Genomic DNA, 18959 nt, shown 5'->3' with positions numbered 1-18959 from the left:
CATGGGCACGACGTTGCGCGAACTGATCGGCGGCATCCGCGACAGCGTCACGCAAATCGCCAGCGCTGCCGAGGAACTGTCTGCGGTCACCGAGCAGACCAGCGCCGGGGTCAACAGCCAGAAGGTCGAAACCGACCAGGTCGCCACCGCCATGCACGAAATGTCAGCCACCGTTCACGAGGTCGCACGTAACGCCGAACAGGCCTCCGTCGCGGCATCGGCTGCCGACATGGAAGCGCGGGACGGCGACAAAGTCGTCGGCGAGGCCATCGCCCAGATCGAGAAACTGGCCAGCGAAGTGATCCGTTCTACAGACGCCATGACGGTGCTGGAGCAGGAAAGCGACAAGATCGGCAAGGTGATGGACGTGATCAAGGCTGTCGCCGAGCAGACCAACCTGTTGGCACTCAACGCCGCCATCGAAGCGGCCCGCGCGGGTGAAGCGGGTCGCGGGTTCGCGGTCGTTGCCGATGAAGTACGGGGCTTGGCGCAACGCACTCAGCAGTCGACCGAAGAAATCGAAGGGCTGGTGGCCGGCCTGCAAAACGGTACGCGTCAGGTCTCGGAGATCATGCTCAGCAGCCGCAACCTCACTGACAGCAGCGTGGCGTTGACACGCAAAGCCGGCACCTCGCTGGAAAGCATTACCAACACCGTGTCCAATATTCAGGCCATGAACCAACAGATCGCCGCCGCCGCGGAGCAGCAAAGCTCTGTGGCCGAAGAGATCAGCCGCAGCATCCTCAACGTACGCGACGTCTCCGAACAGACCGCCGCCGCGAGCGAGGAAACCGCAGCCTCCAGCGTCGAACTGGCCCGCCTGGGCAATCAGCTGCAAATGCTGGTCAGCCACTTCAAGGTGTAACGCACCTCGCCTGCGCCGGGTTTATCACCCGGCGCAGTTGTCTGTCTGGTTTAAGAGGAAACGAGCGGTTTACGGACGCATGAAGCGCGTGCAGCGTCAGCTCGACAGCTGATTGGTGAACTGCCCTACCGCGCTGACCACTCGCTGCGCGCCGTCCTGGATCTCGACGATCACAGCGCCCGCCTGCTCGGCCAGTTCCAAGCCCTGTTGGGCCTGTTGCTTGCCGCTGATGACCACATTGACGGCCTGCTCGGCCAATTGCTGGTTCTGCTGCACCACACCGACAATTTCTTCCGTGGCTTTGCTGGTGCGCGACGCCAATTGCCGCACTTCATCGGCGACCACGGCGAAACCGCGGCCCTGCTCGCCGGCGCGGGCAGCTTCAATGGCGGCATTGAGTGCCAGCAGGTTGGTCTGGTCGGCGATGCTGCTGATGCTCTGAATGATCGATCCGATCACCTGGGACTGCTTGTCCAGCGCAGCGATGCGCTCGGCGGCCTGCTCCATGTGTTCGGCCAGTTCATGCATGACCTCGACGGTCTGCCGCACCACCGACGCTCCTTTCTGAGCGCTGCCGTCAGTCTGCTTTGAGGTGCTGAAGGCGATCGTGGCCGCTTGCGCGACCGCGCTCTCGCGATTGACTTGCTCAGTGATGACCGTGGCGAACTTGACCACTTTGTACAGCCGGTCGTGCGCGTCGGTGATGGGGTTATACGACGCCTCCAGCCAGACGACCCGCCCTTGGCTGTCCACTCGCTTGAAACGCTCGGCGATGAATTCGCCCCGACGCAATTTATCCCAGAACATCCGGTATTCCGGGGAGTTGTATTCTTCCGGCTCGCAGAACATCCGGTGATGCTTGCCTTGAATCTGTGCCAGCGAATAACCCATCGCGCCGAGGAAACGCTGGTTGGCGGTGAGCACTTCGCCATCGAGGTTGAACTCGATCACGGCAGTCGAGCGCTGCAACGCTTCGATCAGGTTCTCATGCTCGCGGGAGTTTTCGATCGTGCGGGTCAGGTCGCTGGAGTGAATGGTGAAGTACTTCACCCGGCCGTTGCTGTCATGCACCGGCTGCAAAATCGAGCGCAGCCACGCCTCCTGACCATTCCCGCGCAGCAGGCGCAATGCCCCGCTCAGATGTTCGCCGCGGCTGATTGCATTTTTCAGCCGCTGATAGAAATCCAGGCCTTTGACGTGGGTCGGAACCAGGTCATCGATCAACCGACCGGCCAGATCCGAATTCCTGTAGAGCATTTCGTTTTCGAAATTGCCGTTGACTGACTCGATCCTTCCTTGTGGGTCCAGACGCATGCCAAGCATCTCGCTGTCCAGACTGCTCCTCACCTGCTCCACGGACGAAAGCTCCTCGCGCAGGGCCAAAAGCTCTTGTTTGAGACGTTTATTGAACATGACGGTGTGAACTTCCACAAAGATGATGGGGATCGATATGAACATCGGCGCAGGCCCGGCTTTCTTGAGGCAGAGGCGGGGCGCCTCGTCGGCTGCACGGGCGCGTCAGACTGAACCTGGTGCCGGCAATGGCGTCAGTGAAGGGGGGCGTGCGCAAGAAAGGGATTTACTCGTCGCACAATTGCCACATACTGCCCGCGCTGTTTTCTATCGTCAGATCCACATCCAACACTGCCAGGTTAATCTTCATGAAAAAAATCCTGCCCTACCTGCTGAGCGCCGCTATCACCTTCATTCCTGCGGCTTTTACTCATGCCGCAACGGCCTCCGCGCCCGTGCAACTGATCGTTCTGAGCTCCGGCGGCATCATGGGCGCCTTCAAGGCGGTCACGCCGGAATACGAGCAGCGCGTGGGCGTCAGATTGCAGGGCGAGGTGGCGCCATCGATGGGCGCGACGCCGCAAGCCATTCCCAACCGACTGGCCAGACAAGAGCCTGCCGACGTCGTCCTGATGGTCGGCGCCGCGCTCGACAAGCTGATCAAAGACGGCCAGGTCGATCCGAAAACCCGCGTCGATCTGGGCAAATCCTACATCGCCATGGCCGTGCGTCATGGTGCGCCGCATCCTGATATCAGCACGATGGACGCCTTCAAACAGACCCTGCTCGACGCCAAGAGCATCGCCTATTCCGACAGCGCCAGCGGTGTTTATCTGTCACGCGTGCTGTTCAACCAGATGCACGTCGCCGACCGTATTCAAAGCAAGAGCCATATGATTCCGGCAAAACCGGTGGGTGAAGTAGTCGCCAACGGCGAGGCCGAAATCGGCTTCCAGCAGTTGAGCGAACTGAAGCCGGTGGACGGCATCGACATCATCGGTCTGATTCCCGATCAGGCTCAACAGATGACACTGTATTCGGCGGGCGTCGTGACCAAGAGCAAACACCCCGAACAGGCAAAACAGTTTCTGGATTTCCTGAGTTCGTCGGCGGCAGCGCCCGCGATCAAGGCCAGTGGCCTGGACCCGATCGCGAAGTAAGCGCGTCAGCTCAGCGCCAGCTCAATCAGTTCGCCACGCACTTCGTGCTCGTCGATATAGAGCACGCCCACGCTGATCGGCAATTTGAAGCGCCGTGGCCCCGCGCTGCCAGGATTGATGAACAGCACGCCGTGCCGGGTCTGCTGCAGCGGTTTGTGCGAATGCCCGGTGACGACCACGGTAACATCGGGCGGCAGCGTCTCCGGCACGTCGGCAAGAATGTGAGTGACATAAATCGCCAGTTTGCCGACCCGCAGAACAGCCTCGTAAGGGACGTCGGCAGCCCAGGCCTCATCGGTGTCGTTGTTGCCGCGCACCACGGTCAGCGGCGCAATCGCGCCGAGCGCTTCCAGAATCTGCGGGTTGCCGATGTCGCCGCCATGAATGAGGTAATCACACCCCTGCAGCGCCTCAAGCGCCTGAGGCCGCAACAGGCCGTGGGTGTCTGAAATCAGGCCGACTTTCACGCTCATCGTTTCAACTCCCGGCGGCAGCTTGCGCCTGACGCGACTGCACCCGCTTCATGCTGATCATCGCCAGCAAGGCGACCACCGCCACCAGCGATGCGAAGAATTCGCCGACGTGCTCCAGACCGAACGCCCTGACGCTGAAACCGACTGCGACCACGGGCACCGAGATCGAAACATAAAGCACCACGAAGAACGCCGACGTCACGGCGGCTTTCTGATGCGGCGGACTGCTGGCCGTCACGGCGCCCATTCCCGCACGCAGAATCATGCCCTGGCCGATGCCGCTCACCACGCCTGCGGCAATCAGCAGCACCAGATGCGCGGTCGCGATGCTCAGGCCCAGACAGATCATGCCCACGATCAGGCCCACGCAGCCCAGCGTCATGTGTTGCGCTTTGGGCAGCCATTGCAGCAGCGCCTGACCGATGATCGATGCGACGAAAAACAGGCCGATCACCGCGCCGATCAGCAACCCCGCGTGCACCTGCATGATGTGAATCATCACCGACGGCACCATGCTGGTGAACAGACCTGCGACGCTGAAACCGGCCAGCCCGGCAATCGAGGCGGAGATGAAGACACTGCGCACCGAGGCGGGAACAGAAGGCTTCTGGATGCCCAGCTGCAGTGTCTCCGGACGCTGCACCGTTTCGCGAATGACGAAGATCCCGACCGCTGCGAGCAGCAGCAAAACCAGGTGCACGTAGAACACCAGGTGCAGCGCGTCGGGCAAGTATTGCGACGTGAAACCGGCGAGCAGCGGGCCCAGCCCGAGGCCCAGCATGTTCGCGGCCGTGGCCACCAGCGTGGCGTTTTTCCAGGTTTTCGGCGCCAGCTCGATCACCGCCACCGTCGCGGTGCCGGTCATGATGCCCGCGCTGAAACCCGAAAACAGGCGCCCGATCAGCAGGCCGCCGACCGAATCGCTCAGCAGAAAAATCACCGCACTCACCGCGCCCATCGTCAGGCCGGCAATCAGCAGCGGCTTGCGCCCGAGCTGATCGGACCAACTGCCGACCGCCAGCAAGGCGGCGATCACGCCGGCTGCGTAGATCGAGAAAATGATCGTCAACCAGCTCGCATCAAAACCCAGTCGTTGCTGGTAGATCGCATACAGCGGCGTCGGCAGCGTGGTGCCGACCATGGCGATCAGCAGAGCGCAGGCGGCGATGAAGAAGTCGCGCGTGGAAGATGAGGCTGACGAGGTCATGAAGTCTCCTGAAAACGGGGGTGGACGACGATTATCCGCCCAAGCCTGTGCCGCGTATTGAAAATATTCGCTGTAGCGAATGGACTGCGGCATGCATCCCTGCGTTCGACCGCCATGCATGACTGCCTGCAATGCCGCGTAATCCGGCCATGAAAACGATAACATTCCACGCGCCCGTCGAGTCCATTTCGGGCGTCTTCGTGCTAGCCTTGCGTCATCGAGCGACGACTGTGACTGCCCTCATGTAGTCCGATTCCAAGGCAGCCAATAAGCCCCATGAGCAAAAAGACGCCTGTCACCATTTCCGACATTGCCCGCCGCGTGAACATGACGCCTGTCACTGTGTCCCGCGCGCTGAACAAACCCGATCTGGTCAAGCCCGCCACCCTGGCGCGCATTCTCGAAGTGGCTCAGGAACTGGATTACGTCCCCAACGCCTTTGCCCGCAGCCTCAAACGCAGCGAGAGCATGATCATCGGTGTGATTACCGCCTCGGTGGACAACCCGTTTTACAGCGAGATGATCAAGGCGATTTCCCGCGAGGCCAAGAAGCACGGCTACACCATCATGCTGGTCGACACCGACGGTTCCGAAGAGCTTGAAGCCAAAGCCGTGGACACGTTGCTCAGCTATCGCGTGGCCGGGATCATTCTGTCGCCGGTCTCCGACGAACCGGAGTACCAGCCCGGCTACCTCAGTCGCCTGAGCAACGGCGATGTGCCCGTGGTGCAACTGGACCGCGCGCTGCACGCCAGTGGATTCAGCCATGTGGTGCTGGATAACTACCACAGCGGTCTGAAAGGCGCGCGCTATCTGCTGACGCAAAGTCCGCAGGCCGAACGCATGCTGGTGCTGACGGGCCCGGCGCACTCGCGGATTTCCGAGGAGCGGCTCAAAGGCGTCAAGGCGGCCCTGGCCGAGCGTGGCAACCCGGTGCAACTGCACGTGTTCGCGGGCGATTACACGCTGGAGCCGTCCTACCAGAGCACCCTGGATTATTTGCGCGAACAGCCTGTCCCGGATGCGATTTTCGGCTTCAACCAGCTGATCACGCTGGGCGCCATGAAAGCGCTGCGCGACCGAAACATCGCCCACGACAGCGTCGCCATCTGCGGCATCGACCGCCTTCCGTTCGCTGACATTTTCGGCATTCCCATCGCCTGCATCGCCCACGATGCCTCACGGGCAGGCAGCAGCGCAGTCACCATGCTGCTTGAGCGGATACACGACCGGTTTCTGCCGAAAGCCAAAGTGGTGATTGTCGGGGAGCTGGAGAATGGGGTGTTGTGAGGAGTCGCGCTCCAGCTCCAACCTCGTATGACACCACGCCATCGCGGGCAAGCGCGCTCCTACAAGGCCTGATCACTACCGACTGGTATACCCGCCATCGATTGGCAGCGACACGCCGCTGATCATCGACGCCGCGCTGCTCAACAGGAACAGGATCGGCGCGGCCACTTCCGCGGTTTCCGCGAAGCGCCCCAGTGGAATGGCCGCCAATGCAGGGTCGCGCTTGCTCGGCTCGCTCCAGGCCATCTGCGCCATGGGGGTCAGCGTCACGGTCGGGTTGACGCTGTTGACCCGGATCCCGTGTCGGCCCCACTCGCCGCACTGCACGCGCGTCATCGCATCCATCGCGCCTTTGGACGCGCAGTAACTCAGGTGATCGTCCAGCGCGACCAGAGACGCCTGGCTCGACACGTTGACGATGCTGCCGGCCACGCCTGCGTCGATCATGGCTTTGGCGGCACTGGCCGCGACCATTGCAGCGGCGCGGACGTTGACCGTCATGACCTGATCGAAGGCCGCGGCGCTGATATCGGTAGCCGCTTCCAGAATCGAGATGCCGGCGCAGTTGACCACTCCGTTCATCACCGGCAGATCGGCGAGAACCGCAGCCAGTTGCGCTTGATCGGACATCTCCACGCGCAATGGTTTGCAGCCTTGCCCGGCGAGCTGTTCAAGCGCCGCCGCATCGCGCCCCATGGCGTACACCTCAGCGCCGCAGTCGATCAATTGCTGAGCGACTGCTTTGCCGATGCCGCTGCTCGCCCCGGTGACGAGTATTCGTTGGCCGCTGAAATCAAAACGGACAGTGTTCACATTCAGGCTTCCTGGAGACGATGCATGATCGGTTTCAACGCTGGATACAGCGCCACGTAATCGGCGAACAGCCGCGAATAGACTGCGACGTTTTGCGCCTGAGGCTCGGCGCGCAGCCTCAGCTCGACCCAGCCCTTGTGCACCTGATCCTCATCGACAAGACCGACGGCATGGGCTGCGAGCAACGCCGCGCCCAAGGCGGCCTCAACCTCCTGAACAATGGTGTAGACCGGGAAACCGGTGACGTCGGCGATGATCTGCATCCACAAATCCGAATGGCTGGCGCCCCCAACCACGATCAATCGCGGATCCAGCGACTGCGCACCGCGCGTGCCCGCCTCGATGTTGTGCCGAAGCGCGAACGTCACCCCTTCCAGCACCGCGCGGTACAGGTGAATACGGCTGTGAAACAGGTTCAGGCCGACAAAGCTGCCACTGGCCTTGGCGTCCCAGACCGGGCTGCGTTCGCCCATCAGGTACGGCAGAAACAGCAGGCCATCGCTGCCGGCCGGAAGGGTGCTCGCCGCGCGTTCGAGAATGGCATGGCTGTCTTCGCCGGTCTCCCGGCCCTGCTGCTCTTCGGCCTGGCAGAACTGCTCGCGAAACCAGCTGACCGAAGCCCCGGCCGTGATCGCGCCGCCGAAAATGTAGAGGTCCTTGGCACCGTTGAAGACGTGGGGAAAACTGACCAGCCCATGCCGGGCGTCGACCTGCTGATTGATGTAACCCCAGCACATGCTGGTGCCGATCATCGCGACGTGGTTTCCGGCCTGGGTCACGCCTGCCGCGAAGGTCGCCATGGCTGCATCGACGCCGCCGCCCAGCACGGAAATCCCGGCGTTGAGACCCAGTCGTTCGGCCCACGCTTGGAGCAGTCCGCCGACCACTTCACCCGAGTGCACCAGCCGCTCGGGCATCATCGAAGGCGGGATGCCAAGCGCGTCGAGCATCTCCGCCGACCAGCCGCGCGATGCCACGTCGTAGACGCCGCCGATGTTGCCGGCCGAACTGTGATCGACCGCCACTTCGCCAGTCAGGCAGTAATTGATGTAACTGTTCGGCGGGAGCAGATAGCGGGTGTCGCGCCAGACCTGCGGCTGTTTATCCCGCAGCCAGAGCATTTTGGTGAAGCCGTAATAACTGTCGACGCCGTTGCCGGTGATCGCGTAGAGCCGCTCGAGGTCGACGTGATCCTTGACCCACTCGACCTGCTCTTCAGCGCGGCGGTCCATCCAGATCAGGCAGGGATACAGCGCTTTGATCTGGGCATCGACTGCAATCCCGGAGCCACCGTACAGGCTGCTGACGCAGAGCGACTTGATGCTGTCTTTGGGCACGCCGCCGTCACGCACGCACGCGGCGATACAGATTTCAACGGCGTCCAGCCACACCTGCGGCCATTGCTCGGCCCAGCGCGGTCTGGGGGTGTCGACCTTATAACTGTGACTGTGCTGTGCGACGATCCGGCCTTGGCCATCGACCAGCAACGCCTTGGTGCTCTGGGTGCCGATGTCGACCCCAATGACGTATTCCATCTTCGTGCGCTCTCTTGTTATTGAAGGTGTTGCGCATCACCTGTAGGAGCGCGGCTTGTCCCGCGACCGGCGGGGAACCCGTCGTGAAATCTGCCAATACGGTCTTTCTGACACACCGTATTCATCGGATTTACGACGACTCCGTCGCCGTTCGCGGGACAAGCCACGCTCCTGCAGGGGTGAGGCATCAACTGACCGGCTTGAGCAGCACCTTGATCGACTTGGTGGAGTTCGCCAGTTCGAACGCTTCGGCGTAGTCGTCCAGGCCGAAGTCGTGGGTGACGATGCCTTCGGAGGTGACCAGCCCACGCTCGAACAGGTCGATGGCGATCGGGTAGCAGTACGGCCCCAGGTGCGCGCCGCGCACGTCCAGTTCCTTGCGATCGCCGATGATCGACCAGTCGGCGCTCGTCTCGGCGCCGAACACGCTGAACTCGACGAAACGCCCCAGCTTGCGAATCAGGTCCAGCCCCTGGGTGACGCCCACCGGCACGCCGGTGGTTTCGATGTACACGTCGCAGCCGTAGCCGTCGGTGAGGCCGTTGATGATCTCCCTCGCATTGTCGCGGCTCGGATTGATCACGACGTCGGCGCCGAATTTCTTCGCCAGCTCCAGACGTTCGTCGACCATGTCGATGACCACCAGCTTCTTCGGCGTTTTCAATGCCGCGACCTGAACCATGCACAGGCCCAGCGTGCCGGCACCGGCAATCACCAGCACGTCGTCGAGCTGCACATCGCCGCGGTTGACGGTGTGGATCGAGCACGCCATCGGCTCGATCAGCGCAGAGTCTTCCAGCGACACCGACTCCGGAATCTTGTGCACGATGGCGGTTTTCGGGATGCGCATGTATTGCGCCATGCCGCCCTCGGCTACGTCTTTCTGAAAACCGAAAATGTTGTGCACTTCGCACATCCAGTACTTGCCGGATTTGCAGAATTTGCACTTCTCGCAGGGCACGATCTGCTCGGCGATCACCTTGTCACCGACCTTCACGCCAAAGTGCTCTTCGGCGCCCTCGCCCACTGAATCCACATAACCGAAGAACTCATGCCCGGGCACCACTGGAGCCTTGACCCAAGGGCTTTCACCGCCCCAGAACATGGCCGCGCCCGAATGGCATTTGCAGTCACTGGCACAGATGCCGCAGGCGCCGATGCGGATCACCAGTTCGTTGATGCGCGCGACCGGCTTGCTGATCTGCTCCAGACGGTAGTCTTTCGGGGCGTGGCAGACGACGGCTTGCATGGTGGTTTTTGTGTTGTTTTCCATGTCGGGTTACCTCATGAGGCTGATTGGTGCCCTGTAGGAGCGCGCTTGCCCGCGATGACGTCAGCCCTGAAACATATTGTCGTCTGACATGACGCAATCGCGGGCAAGCGCGCTCCTACAGGTGCAGTGTTCAAATCGGTTTATTTATGCCGCTGCCGACTGATGAAAATCGCCAGCAAAATGATTGCGCCCTTGATCACGCTCTGAACGTAAGGCGACACGCCGAGCATGTTCAGACCATTGTTGAGCACGCCCAGCAACATCGCGCCGACGAGGGTGCCGATGATCACGCCGCGACCGCCGGCAATCGACGCACCGCCGAGCACCACCGCCGCGATCGCGTCGAGCTCAAAACCGACACCGGCGTTCGGTTGGCCGCTCATCAGGCGCGACGACAGCACAAGCCCGGCAATCGCCGCCGTCAGGCCGCTGATCGAGTACACCAGCAGCTTGAAGCGCGAGGCACGCACGCCGGACAGACGCACCGCTTCTTCATTGCCGCCGATGGCGTATACATACCGACCGATGCGCGTGTGCTGCAGCAGCACCCAGGCGAAGAAGTACGTCAGCAACATGATCAGGATCGGCACCTGAATGCCGAACAACGTGCCCCGGCCGAACCAGGCGAACCAGTCCGGCATGCCGGAAATCGGATACCCGTCGGTGTACATCAGGCCCAGGCCGCGGGCGATACCCATGGTTGCCAGCGTGACGATGATCGGCGGCATTTTCAGGTAGGCGACGAATATGCCGTTACCGACGCCGAAGCCCACGCCGATCATCAAGCCGATCAGGATCGCGATCGGTGCAGGCACGCCCGCCACCATCAGCCCGGTGGTCAGCGTCCCGGACAGCGCCATCACGGGACCCACCGACAGATCGATGCCGCCGGTGAGAATCACGCAGGTCATGCCGACCGCGATGATTGCGTTGATCGACACCTGCCGCGCGATGTTTTCCAGGTTCGCGCCGGTGAGGAACTTGTCGCTGGCGAAGATCATGAAAACCGTTACCACCACGAGCCCGACGAAGGGGTAGAACGCCGGAGAGCGGATCAGCCTGGCGAAGTTGAGCTTCATGTTGTGCCGGGTGCGGTCGGTTTGCGTCGTCATGGTTTTAATGGAGGTGTTCACTGGTCAGACTCCCGGTGGCATGGCGCATCACCTCTTGCGGGTTGATGTCGCTTGCCTGCAGCACGTTGACGATGGCGCCCTTGTTGAAGACGGCGACGCGATCGCACATGCCGATGATTTCCGGCAGTTCCGAAGAGATCATGATGATCGCGAAGCCTTGTTCGGTGAGTTTGCGCATCAGGTTGTAGATTTCCGCCTTGGCGCCGACGTCGATGCCTCGCGTCGGTTCGTCGAAGATCAGAATGTCGCAGTGATGATTGATCCAGCGGGCGATGACGACCTTCTGCTGATTGCCGCCACTGAGGTTGAGCACCCGGCTTTCGCAGGTCGGCGCCTTGATCGACAGCTGCTTCATCAGGTCTTCGGTGGTCACGTCTTCCTTATGCCGATCGAGCAAATGCGCTGTGCCCTCGTACTTGCCCAGATTGTTCAGCGAGATGTTTTCGCGAATGGTGAAATCGACGATCAGCCCTTCGCTCTTGCGGCTTTCCGGCAGCAGCCCGATGCCATTGGCCAGCGCATGAGCCGGATCGCTGAGGTTGACCGTCTGGCCGCGCAGCAGCACGTCCTTGCTCACCACCGGCAACGCGCCGATGACGCCCAGTGCCAGTTCGGTCCGCCCGGAGCCCACAAGCCCGGCAAATCCGAGAATTTCGCCCTTATGCAGATCGAAGCTGTTGTGCGGGCCGTTGCGGGTGAGCTGAATGTCGCGAACCTGCAACACGACCTCGCCACGGGCCTGAGTCGGCTTGGGCGGAAAGCTTGCCTCCAGACGACGCCCGACCATCATTTCCACCAGCGTGTCGATGTCGCTGTCGGCAACCGTCAGCGCGCCGACATTGGCACCGTCGCGCAACACGCTGATGCGATCGCAGACCTGGAAAATCTCCTCCAGATGATGAGAGATGAAGATCACCGCCACGCCCTGGCTTTTCAGCTCGCGCATGATGTCGAACAACAGTTCCGCTTCGGACGGCGTCAGGGTTGCGGTGGGTTCATCAAGAATCAACAGGCGCGCTTCGAGGGCCAGGGCCTTGGCGATCTCGACGAACTGCTGCTCGGCCACACTCAGGTGCTGCACCGAACAATCGAGGTTGATCTTCACGCCCAGACGATCAAACAGCGCGATGGCCTTGCCGCGCATCTCGTTCTTGCGCAAGAGCCCAAGCCCGTTGACGATCTCGTGACCGAGGAAAATGTTCTCCACGGCATTGAGATAGGGAATCAGGCTGAACTCCTGAAACACGATACCGATGCCGGCAGCGATGGCTTCGTTGTACGTCGCGAAATGCTGCTCGGCGCCGTCGATGAGAATGCTGCCCTTGTCCTGATGTTCGACACCGGCAAGGATCTTCATCAGCGTCGATTTGCCCGCGCCGTTCTCGCCGAGCAGGGCATGAATTTCGCCGCGCTCGACCGAAAGGTTGATCGACTTGAGCGCGTGTACGCCGGGATAGCTTTTACAGATGTTTTCCAATTGCAGAAGGCAGCTCATGCGCACCTCATCGCAGCAGGATCACTGCGCTACTCAATCCAAATCCGTGGCGCCCGCCTGATCCTCAAGCGTCAGCCGGGCGACCACAGGCCCGTTACCAGGAAAAGGTCTTGGCCTTGGCCTGGTCCACCAGCAGGATGTCCACCGGAATGGTTGCCGGGACTTGTGAGCCCCATTTCTTCGCGAGCGCAAGGCCCAGGGCCAGACGCACCTGATCGCGGGGGTATTGAGCGGACGTGGCGATGAATTTGCTGTTCGGCTTCTGGATTTCTTTCACCGCCTCAGGCGCGCCGTCGACGCTGGTCAGTTTGACGTCCATGCCGCTTGATTCGATCGCCGCCAACGCCCCGAGCGAGCCGTTGTCGTTGACGCTGAACAGGCCTTTGAGATTCGGCTGGGCCTGCAGCATGTTCTCGGTCACGCTGAGCGCCTGATCGCGTTCCTGCTTGCCGTTCTGGATGCTGACGATCTTGATGTCCGGATGTTTGGCCAGCGCATCTTTACAGCCCTTCACACGCTCGAGAATCGGCACCACGGCAATGCCATCGAGAATCCCCACATCGCCTTTGCCACCGATGCTCTTGGCCAGGTATTCACACGCCTGAACGCCTGCGTCGTAGTTTTTCGAACCGACGAAGGAATCGAGCGGGCCATTGGCCTGCGCATCGACTGCGACCACCACCACGCCTTTGTCGTGAGCCTGCTTGACCGCCGACTGCACGCCCACCGAATCGGTCGGGTTGATGATCAGGATGTCGATGCCCTTCTGCAGCATGTCCTCGATGTCGCTGATCTGCTTGGACACGTCGTGGCGCGCGTCTGTGACCAGCAAGGTCGCGCCGATGCTGCCGGTCGCATCCTGCAGGGCGTCCTTCATGGTCACGAAATAGGGGTTGTTGATCTCTTGGAACGAGGCGCCGATTTTCAACGGGCCGGCCTTGGCGTCGGCAGCCTGGGCGGTGACGGCTCCGGCGCTGGCTACAGCGATAGCGAGCGAACAGAAAACGGCTGAACAGCCTTTCTTGAGGCGAGTTGTCATAGCGAAAAATCCCGTTGTTTTTATTGTTAAAGCGGAAATGTCATCGTTAACATTTTTGAAATTAGCAGAGAAAAATCGGGCTGGCAACAAACAAGAAAGGGGTTTCGTTGACAATGCCGACGAGCGCTGCAGATAATCCTTGGCATGTCATACGACAACATATGACCTTAATAACAACAACGTCTGAATCAGGGCCCACCTTATGACTCAATCCAATCTTCAGCCCCCGCTCAATCGCATCCTGCTGACCGGCGCCGCTGGCGGTCTGGGCAAAGTGTTGCGCGAAAAGCTGCGGCCTTATGCCAAGATCCTGCGCCTGTCCGACATCGCCGAAATGGCGCCTGCTGCCGGTCCCCACGAAGAAGTGCAGCTGTGCGATCTGGCCGACAAAAAGGCCGTGGACGCCTTGGTCGAAGGCGTTGACGCAATCGTCCACTTTGGCGGCGTATCCGTTGAGCGCTCCTTTGAGGAAATCCTCGGCCCGAACATCTGCGGTGTTTTCCATATTTACGAGGCCGCCCGCCGTCATGGCGTCAAGCGTGTGATCTTCGCCAGCTCCAACCATGTCATCGGTTTCTACCGCCAGGATGAAACCATCGACGCCAGTGCCGTGCGTCGCCCTGACAGCTATTACGGCCTGTCGAAGTCGTACGGCGAAGATGTGGCGAGCTTCTATTTCGATCGTTACGGCATTGAAACCGTGAGCATCCGCATCGGCTCCTCTTTCCCGGAAGCGCAGAACCGCCGCATGCTGAGCAGCTGGCTGAGCTATGACGACCTGACCCAACTGATCGAACGCGGCCTGTTCACGCCAAACGTCGGTCACACCGTCGTGTACGGCGCTTCCAACAACGAGAAAGTCTGGTGGGACAATCGCCTGGCCAATCACCTGGGCTATTCGCCCAAGGACAGCTCCGCGCAATTTCGCAGCAAAGTCGAAGCGCAGCCGATGCCGGCCTCCGACGATCCTGCAATGGTCTATCAGGGCGGCGCCTTCGTGGCCTCGGGGCCATTCGGCGACGAATAATGCCTCGCGAAACGGCTGACCTTGCGTCAGCCTCCCTCCGACACACTTCACAGAAGGTTCGCCATGCAGGCTGAGCTGATTTTCGACGCACGCAATGCTACCGGCGAGTGCCCTGTCTGGAATGCACACGAGCAGGCGCTTTACTGGGTGGATATTCCAGCGCGGCATTTGTATCGCTGGAACCCGGCGAATAATCAGACAACCCGCTGGGAGGCCCCGCAGATGCTGGCCTGCATTGCCGGTTACGGTGACGGCAGTTGGCTGGCGGGCATGGAAGACGGGTTGTTTCGCCTTCGTCCTCAGGGCGATGGCAGCCTGGCGTCAGAGCGGCTGATCGACGTCGACCATCCGCGTCCGGGCATGCGCTTCAACGATGGCCGCTGTGACCGCCAGGGCCGCTTCTGGGCGGGCACGATGTTCACCGACATGGCGCAAGCCTCGGTGGTGGGTTCGCTGTATCGCTATTCGGCGCAGCAGGCTGAGCCGCTGCAGGCTTACGTCAGCGACATGATCGTGCCGAACGGTCTGGGCTTCAGTCCGGACGGCAAGACCATGTACCTCTCCGATTCGCATCCTTCGGTACAGAAAATCTGGGCGTTCGACTACGACATCGACAGCGGCACGCCGCATGATCGCCGACTGTTCGTGGACATGATGGCGTTTGCGGGTCGTCCGGATGGCGCGGCGGTCGATGCCGAAGGGTGCTACTGGATCTGCGGTAACGACGAGGGACTGATCCACCGTTTCACACCGCAGGGCAAACTGGATCGCTCACTGTCCGTGCCAGTGAAGAAGCCTTCCATGTGCGCTTTCGGCGGCCGCGATCTGGACACGCTTTTCGTGACCTCGATTCGGCCGGGCGGCGACCTGAAGGATCAACCACTGGCCGGCGGCGTATTTGCATTGCGACCTGGCGTGTGCGGAATCGAAGAGCCGTTGTTTCAGGGATGAAACGGCAGCGCCTCTGAGTTAGCTCCGCAACAGAATGTGACACAAATCTGTGACAGTCAGAAGCCGCGCCACAGGCGGCTTCTGCGCCGATCTGTTTCAAAAACGGACGAAAAAAAGCGTTTTTGGACGCGAATCGAAATTATTTGAAATATTTTATCAGGGCATGAAAATAAGTTTGTGCTAGGTGCTAGTCTGTCGATTCGCCCGGCTGAATCGGTACATCTCAGGCAGTAGGTCCGAGGGCTTTTCCACGTTCCACGGACTACGAACTGAGGTTGCAATCGATGCCCTACACGACCTTTTCGGATGCTCAGGTCAACAGCCTGATCAAGGCCATCGACGCTGACGGTTATGCCGTCTTGCCGGATTGGGCCACTCCCCGACAATTGAACGAACTGCGCGCTCTGGTCAGTCAGACCGTGGCCGATGCTGGCAACGATTACGTTGCGCTGTCTGGCCGCCAGAGTGTTCAGGGCACGCCTCTTTATGACTGGGGCATGTCGCATGACTTCGTCGACCTGTGCCGACGCATCACGGCCGGCGTCACCGGGCAGCGCCCGGCCGACAACGGCATGACCCAGACCTTGCGCTGCCTGACCGGCAACGGCGGGCGTCGGGAGTCGCTGATCTTTCATTACGATTCCTACGTGCTCACCACAATCATGCCGGTGTGCATGCCCCAGACCGGAGAGCGCGGCGATCTGTTGATGCTGCCCAATCGCCGGCCCATCCGGCGCAGTTACCTGCACAACCTGTTGGACAAGGTGTTGGTGGACAACAAGTGGGTGCAGCGCTACTTGAGAGACCGGGTTGCACGTGATGAACAGGCGTTTACCCGGATCGTCATGCAGCCCGGACACATGTACCTGTTCTGGGGCTACCGCTCGCTGCACACCAACCTGCCGGTGGCCGAGGACGCGTTACGCGCAACGGCGGTCTTTCACTATCACAACGTGCACGGCAGCAGTTCGCTGGCGAGTCGTTTGCGCAAATCTCTGGGCACGTTGAAGGGCCCCAATCTTCAGGACGACGTGCCCCAGACCTGACGCAGAACCGAGGATGCGGTGTGCCTGGCACGCCGCATTCAAGCGGTTCTTGGCTGCCGTGCAGGGCATCGCGAACAAGCCAGGCGCTTGATCCTTCCACTGTCCCATCTGATTGCCATTCACCGAAATGAAGCAACTCGACAAAGTTCGAAATAACCTTATGTTATTTGGTTATCTTCATAAACACGGCGCATAAACTCTCCTTCTATATTTATGAAAAAAGGTGATTAGCGATCTACCGATTTATATCTTTATGATCTGAGCCACAACAACCTGAACAGGAGTCAGGCAGATGGCGATTCAGATCAAACCCGTGGCAGGACGTATTGGCGCCGAGTTGAGCGGCGTCCGACTTTCCGGTGATATTTCCGAGCAGGATTTCGATTTCATCAACCAGGCACTGCTCAAACACAAGGTCCTGTTTTTCCGCGAGCAGTTTCTCAACGACGAAGAACACGAAAGTTTTTCCCGCCGCTTCGGCGATCAGGTCCCGCACCCCACCGTTCGTTCGGCCGAGAAAAGCAGCGCCATTCTTCATCTCGACGCCAAGGAAACGCGAGCCAATTCCTGGCACACCGACGTGACCTTCGTCGCCAACTACCCCAAGATTTCCATCCTGCGCGGTGTGGTGATTCCACCCTACGGCGGCGACACCGTCTGGGCCAACACGGCCTCGGCCTACGCCGACCTGCCGACGCCGTTGAAAGCCCTGGCCGATAGCCTGCGCGCCCTGCATACCAACCTTTACGACTATGCCGCGCCACGGGATACCGGCGACGCGGGCGTGAAGCGCTACCGCGAGCAGTTCACCGCCGAAGTCTATGAGACCGAACACCCACTGGTGCGCGTGCATCCGGAAACCGGCGAGCGCAGCCTGCTGCTGGGGCATTTCGTGAAGCAGATTCAGGGCGTCAGCAGCAATGACTCCAAGCAGCTGATCCGCCTGTTCCACGATCGCATCACCCATCTGGACAACACCGTGCGCTGGCGCTGGAGCGAGGGCGACGTGGTCATCTGGGACAACCGCGCCACTCAACACATCGCCATCAACGACTACGGCAACGCCGAACGCGTGGTGCGTCGTACCACCGTTGCGGGCGACATTCCGGTGGGCGTTGACGGTCGTGCAAGCCAGGCGATCAAACCCACACCCGAGACCCTCTCGCCGAAGACAGAAGCCGACAAGAAACACCTGGCGGCCTGACTCGCACCTCTCATTTATCTAAGGAAGAAACGTCATGGCAAAGGCCAAGCGAACATCTGTATTCAGCACAAAAAGCGTAGCTACCGCACTGGCGGCGCTGCTGATGATGCCCTTGGCCGAAGCGGACGTGATTCGCATTGGTGTGGCGTCCGCCGGTGGCGGTGATCCGGTCACCTTCAGCGGCTCGCCGCTGGGCATCGTGCGCAATCAGCAATTGCTGGAAAAAGCCTTCGCGGGGACCGGCACCGAAGTGCAGTGGTTCTTCTTCAAGGGCGCGGGGCCTGCGGTCAACGAGGCCTTGTCGAATCAGCAACTGGACTTCGCCTATGAAGGCGACCTGCCGCAGGTGGTGGGCCGCTCCAATGGCCTGGACACCAAGCTGCTGGCGGCCATCGGTGTGCGTTCCAACGTCTACCTCGCCGTGCCCAAGGGCTCGGACATCAAAACCATCGAAGACCTGAAGGGCAAGAAAGTAGCCGTATTTCGCGGCACCAACGGCCATCTGGTTTCGATCAACCTGCTGGCCGATCATGGCCTGACCGAACGCGACCTGAAAGTGATCAACCTGGACAGCGGCAGCAGTCAGGCCGCTCTGGTTTCCAAAGGCGTCGACGCGGCATTCGGTGGGCGCGAGCTGTTCAAGCTGCGCGATCAGGGGCTGGTCGACATCATCTTCGACAACCCGAAAAACGAGGTGCGCTACACCCGTCAGTGCGCGCTCGTGGTTCGCGGCGCCTACGAGAAAGAGCACCCGGACAACGTGCAGAAAGTCGTCGACACGCTGGTCGATGCGGCCAAGTGGGAATCCGATGAAAACAACCGCGACGCCGTACTCAACGAATGGGCCAAAACCAACGAGCCGGTGGCGTCGCTCAAAGCCGATTTCGATCATCTGAGCCTGCGCGACAGCGCCTCGCCGTTGGTGGACGAGTTCCTGCGCACGCGCTATCAGGCGGTCGCCGACCAGGCCAAGGAAGAAAAAATGATCCGTCGGCCGGTGTCGATCGATGGCTGGTTTGAAACCCGTTATCTGGAGAACGCGCTGAAGGCCAAGGGTCTGCAGAATTACTGGACCGCCTATGGCGCCGACGGCAAGCAGCCTGCGAACAACGCGACGGCGTCTTCGGACAAACCCGTCAATAACGGAGGCTGATG

The 18959-nt window shown here is 60.7% G+C and carries 17 protein-coding genes; 8 read left to right on the top strand and 9 right to left on the bottom strand.

All coding sequences use genetic code 11. The features are described 5' to 3' along the window. Position 1: 1 nt before the first annotated feature. Positions 2-865, top strand: coding sequence for a methyl-accepting chemotaxis protein (locus tag QRN36_RS27505; RefSeq protein ID WP_373568697.1), 864 nt, complete (start codon positions 2-4; stop codon positions 863-865). A gap of 96 nt (positions 866-961) precedes the next feature. On the opposite strand, the gene QRN36_RS04705 is transcribed toward QRN36_RS27505, so the two are convergent. After that, positions 962-2278 (bottom strand): PAS domain-containing methyl-accepting chemotaxis protein, encoded by a 1317-nt coding sequence (locus QRN36_RS04705; RefSeq protein WP_285423010.1) that lies wholly within the window; start codon positions 2276-2278, stop codon positions 962-964. Between the two features lie 248 nt (positions 2279-2526). Between QRN36_RS04705 and QRN36_RS04700 the strand changes: the two genes are divergently transcribed. Further along, positions 2527-3318, top strand: a complete 792-nt coding sequence (locus tag QRN36_RS04700; protein WP_285423009.1) for a substrate-binding domain-containing protein — start codon at positions 2527-2529, stop codon at positions 3316-3318. A 5-nt stretch (positions 3319-3323) separates the two neighbouring features. Here the strand turns inward: QRN36_RS04700 and QRN36_RS04695 are convergent, their stop codons facing one another. Both QRN36_RS04695 and QRN36_RS04690 read right to left on the bottom strand, forming a co-directional pair. Further along, positions 3324-3791 carry a metallophosphoesterase family protein gene (locus QRN36_RS04695; RefSeq protein WP_285423008.1) on the bottom strand — a complete coding sequence of 156 codons (468 nt, stop codon included), beginning with the start codon at positions 3789-3791 and terminating at the stop codon, positions 3324-3326. A 4-nt stretch (positions 3792-3795) separates the two neighbouring features. Next, the gene (locus QRN36_RS04690; RefSeq protein ID WP_285423007.1) at positions 3796-4998 is read right to left on the bottom strand and encodes an MFS transporter; all 1203 of its coding nucleotides are present in this window, start codon (positions 4996-4998) and stop codon (positions 3796-3798) included. A 276-nt stretch (positions 4999-5274) separates the two neighbouring features. Between QRN36_RS04690 and QRN36_RS04685 the strand changes: the two genes are divergently transcribed. Beyond that, the gene (locus QRN36_RS04685) at positions 5275-6288 is read left to right on the top strand and encodes a LacI family DNA-binding transcriptional regulator (RefSeq protein ID WP_285423006.1); all 1014 of its coding nucleotides are present in this window, start codon (positions 5275-5277) and stop codon (positions 6286-6288) included. A gap of 75 nt (positions 6289-6363) precedes the next feature. Here QRN36_RS04685 and QRN36_RS04680 read toward each other — a convergent pair whose 3' ends face one another. From QRN36_RS04680 to QRN36_RS04655, 6 genes are all read right to left on the bottom strand, one after another. Continuing rightward, on the bottom strand, positions 6364-7101 hold the full coding sequence (locus QRN36_RS04680; protein ID WP_285423005.1) for an SDR family oxidoreductase: 738 nt from the start codon (positions 7099-7101) through the stop codon (positions 6364-6366). 2 nt (positions 7102-7103) lie between these two features. Beyond that, a complete protein-coding gene (locus tag QRN36_RS04675) occupies positions 7104-8636 on the bottom strand; it encodes an FGGY-family carbohydrate kinase (RefSeq protein WP_285423004.1) in 1533 nt (510 codons plus the stop codon). A gap of 187 nt (positions 8637-8823) precedes the next feature. Further along, positions 8824-9909, bottom strand: coding sequence for an alcohol dehydrogenase catalytic domain-containing protein (locus tag QRN36_RS04670; protein ID WP_093464255.1), 1086 nt, complete (start codon positions 9907-9909; stop codon positions 8824-8826). 140 nt (positions 9910-10049) lie between these two features. After that, positions 10050-11021, bottom strand: coding sequence for an ABC transporter permease (locus QRN36_RS04665; protein WP_285423035.1), 972 nt, complete (start codon positions 11019-11021; stop codon positions 10050-10052). Positions 11022-11025: 4 nt separating this feature from the next. Then, positions 11026-12537, bottom strand: coding sequence for a sugar ABC transporter ATP-binding protein (locus tag QRN36_RS04660; RefSeq protein ID WP_285423003.1), 1512 nt, complete (start codon positions 12535-12537; stop codon positions 11026-11028). 94 nt (positions 12538-12631) lie between these two features. Further along, positions 12632-13576 (bottom strand): substrate-binding domain-containing protein, encoded by a 945-nt coding sequence (locus QRN36_RS04655; RefSeq protein WP_285423002.1) that lies wholly within the window; start codon positions 13574-13576, stop codon positions 12632-12634. Positions 13577-13778: 202 nt separating this feature from the next. On the opposite strand from QRN36_RS04655, the gene QRN36_RS04650 reads away from it, so the two are divergent. The 5 genes from QRN36_RS04650 (at position 13779) to QRN36_RS04630 (ending at position 18957) form a co-directional block, all read left to right on the top strand. After that, the gene (locus tag QRN36_RS04650; protein ID WP_285423001.1) at positions 13779-14603 is read left to right on the top strand and encodes an NAD(P)-dependent oxidoreductase; all 825 of its coding nucleotides are present in this window, start codon (positions 13779-13781) and stop codon (positions 14601-14603) included. A 63-nt stretch (positions 14604-14666) separates the two neighbouring features. Further along, the gene (locus tag QRN36_RS04645) at positions 14667-15554 is read left to right on the top strand and encodes an SMP-30/gluconolactonase/LRE family protein (RefSeq protein ID WP_285423000.1); all 888 of its coding nucleotides are present in this window, start codon (positions 14667-14669) and stop codon (positions 15552-15554) included. A gap of 284 nt (positions 15555-15838) precedes the next feature. Further along, the gene (locus QRN36_RS04640; protein ID WP_285422999.1) at positions 15839-16600 is read left to right on the top strand and encodes a hypothetical protein; all 762 of its coding nucleotides are present in this window, start codon (positions 15839-15841) and stop codon (positions 16598-16600) included. A 292-nt stretch (positions 16601-16892) separates the two neighbouring features. Further along, positions 16893-17804 (top strand): TauD/TfdA family dioxygenase, encoded by a 912-nt coding sequence (locus QRN36_RS04635; protein WP_285422998.1) that lies wholly within the window; start codon positions 16893-16895, stop codon positions 17802-17804. Positions 17805-17838: 34 nt separating this feature from the next. Further along, the gene (locus QRN36_RS04630) at positions 17839-18957 is read left to right on the top strand and encodes an ABC transporter substrate-binding protein (protein ID WP_093464275.1); all 1119 of its coding nucleotides are present in this window, start codon (positions 17839-17841) and stop codon (positions 18955-18957) included. Positions 18958-18959 lie beyond the last annotated feature (2 nt).

This window comes from Pseudomonas sp. efr-133-TYG-103a (assembly GCF_030209235.1).
Taxonomy (GTDB): Bacteria; Pseudomonadota; Gammaproteobacteria; order Pseudomonadales; family Pseudomonadaceae; genus Aquipseudomonas.
Note: the sequence above shows the minus strand (reverse complement) of the source record. Positions and strands in the feature narration are given on the sequence as shown.

Excerpts from the sequence above, each read along its gene's own strand:
- QRN36_RS27505 (WP_373568697.1), top strand. The coding sequence starts at position 2 with ATGGGCACGACGTTGCGCGAACTGATCGGCGGCATCCGCGACAGCGTC.
- QRN36_RS04705 (WP_285423010.1), bottom strand. The coding sequence starts at position 2,278 with ATGTTCAATAAACGTCTCAAACAAGAGCTTTTGGCCCTGCGCGAGGAG.
- QRN36_RS04700 (WP_285423009.1), top strand. The coding sequence starts at position 2,527 with ATGAAAAAAATCCTGCCCTACCTGCTGAGCGCCGCTATCACCTTCATT.
- QRN36_RS04695 (WP_285423008.1), bottom strand. The coding sequence starts at position 3,791 with ATGAGCGTGAAAGTCGGCCTGATTTCAGACACCCACGGCCTGTTGCGG.
- QRN36_RS04690 (WP_285423007.1), bottom strand. The coding sequence starts at position 4,998 with ATGACCTCGTCAGCCTCATCTTCCACGCGCGACTTCTTCATCGCCGCC.
- QRN36_RS04685 (WP_285423006.1), top strand. The coding sequence starts at position 5,275 with ATGAGCAAAAAGACGCCTGTCACCATTTCCGACATTGCCCGCCGCGTG.
- QRN36_RS04675 (WP_285423004.1), bottom strand. The coding sequence starts at position 8,636 with ATGGAATACGTCATTGGGGTCGACATCGGCACCCAGAGCACCAAGGCG.
- QRN36_RS04670 (WP_093464255.1), bottom strand. The coding sequence starts at position 9,909 with ATGGAAAACAACACAAAAACCACCATGCAAGCCGTCGTCTGCCACGCC.
- QRN36_RS04665 (WP_285423035.1), bottom strand. The coding sequence starts at position 11,021 with ATGACGACGCAAACCGACCGCACCCGGCACAACATGAAGCTCAACTTC.
- QRN36_RS04660 (WP_285423003.1), bottom strand. The coding sequence starts at position 12,537 with ATGAGCTGCCTTCTGCAATTGGAAAACATCTGTAAAAGCTATCCCGGC.
- QRN36_RS04655 (WP_285423002.1), bottom strand. The coding sequence starts at position 13,576 with ATGACAACTCGCCTCAAGAAAGGCTGTTCAGCCGTTTTCTGTTCGCTC.
- QRN36_RS04650 (WP_285423001.1), top strand. The coding sequence starts at position 13,779 with ATGACTCAATCCAATCTTCAGCCCCCGCTCAATCGCATCCTGCTGACC.
- QRN36_RS04645 (WP_285423000.1), top strand. The coding sequence starts at position 14,667 with ATGCAGGCTGAGCTGATTTTCGACGCACGCAATGCTACCGGCGAGTGC.
- QRN36_RS04640 (WP_285422999.1), top strand. The coding sequence starts at position 15,839 with ATGCCCTACACGACCTTTTCGGATGCTCAGGTCAACAGCCTGATCAAG.
- QRN36_RS04635 (WP_285422998.1), top strand. The coding sequence starts at position 16,893 with ATGGCGATTCAGATCAAACCCGTGGCAGGACGTATTGGCGCCGAGTTG.
- QRN36_RS04630 (WP_093464275.1), top strand. The coding sequence starts at position 17,839 with ATGGCAAAGGCCAAGCGAACATCTGTATTCAGCACAAAAAGCGTAGCT.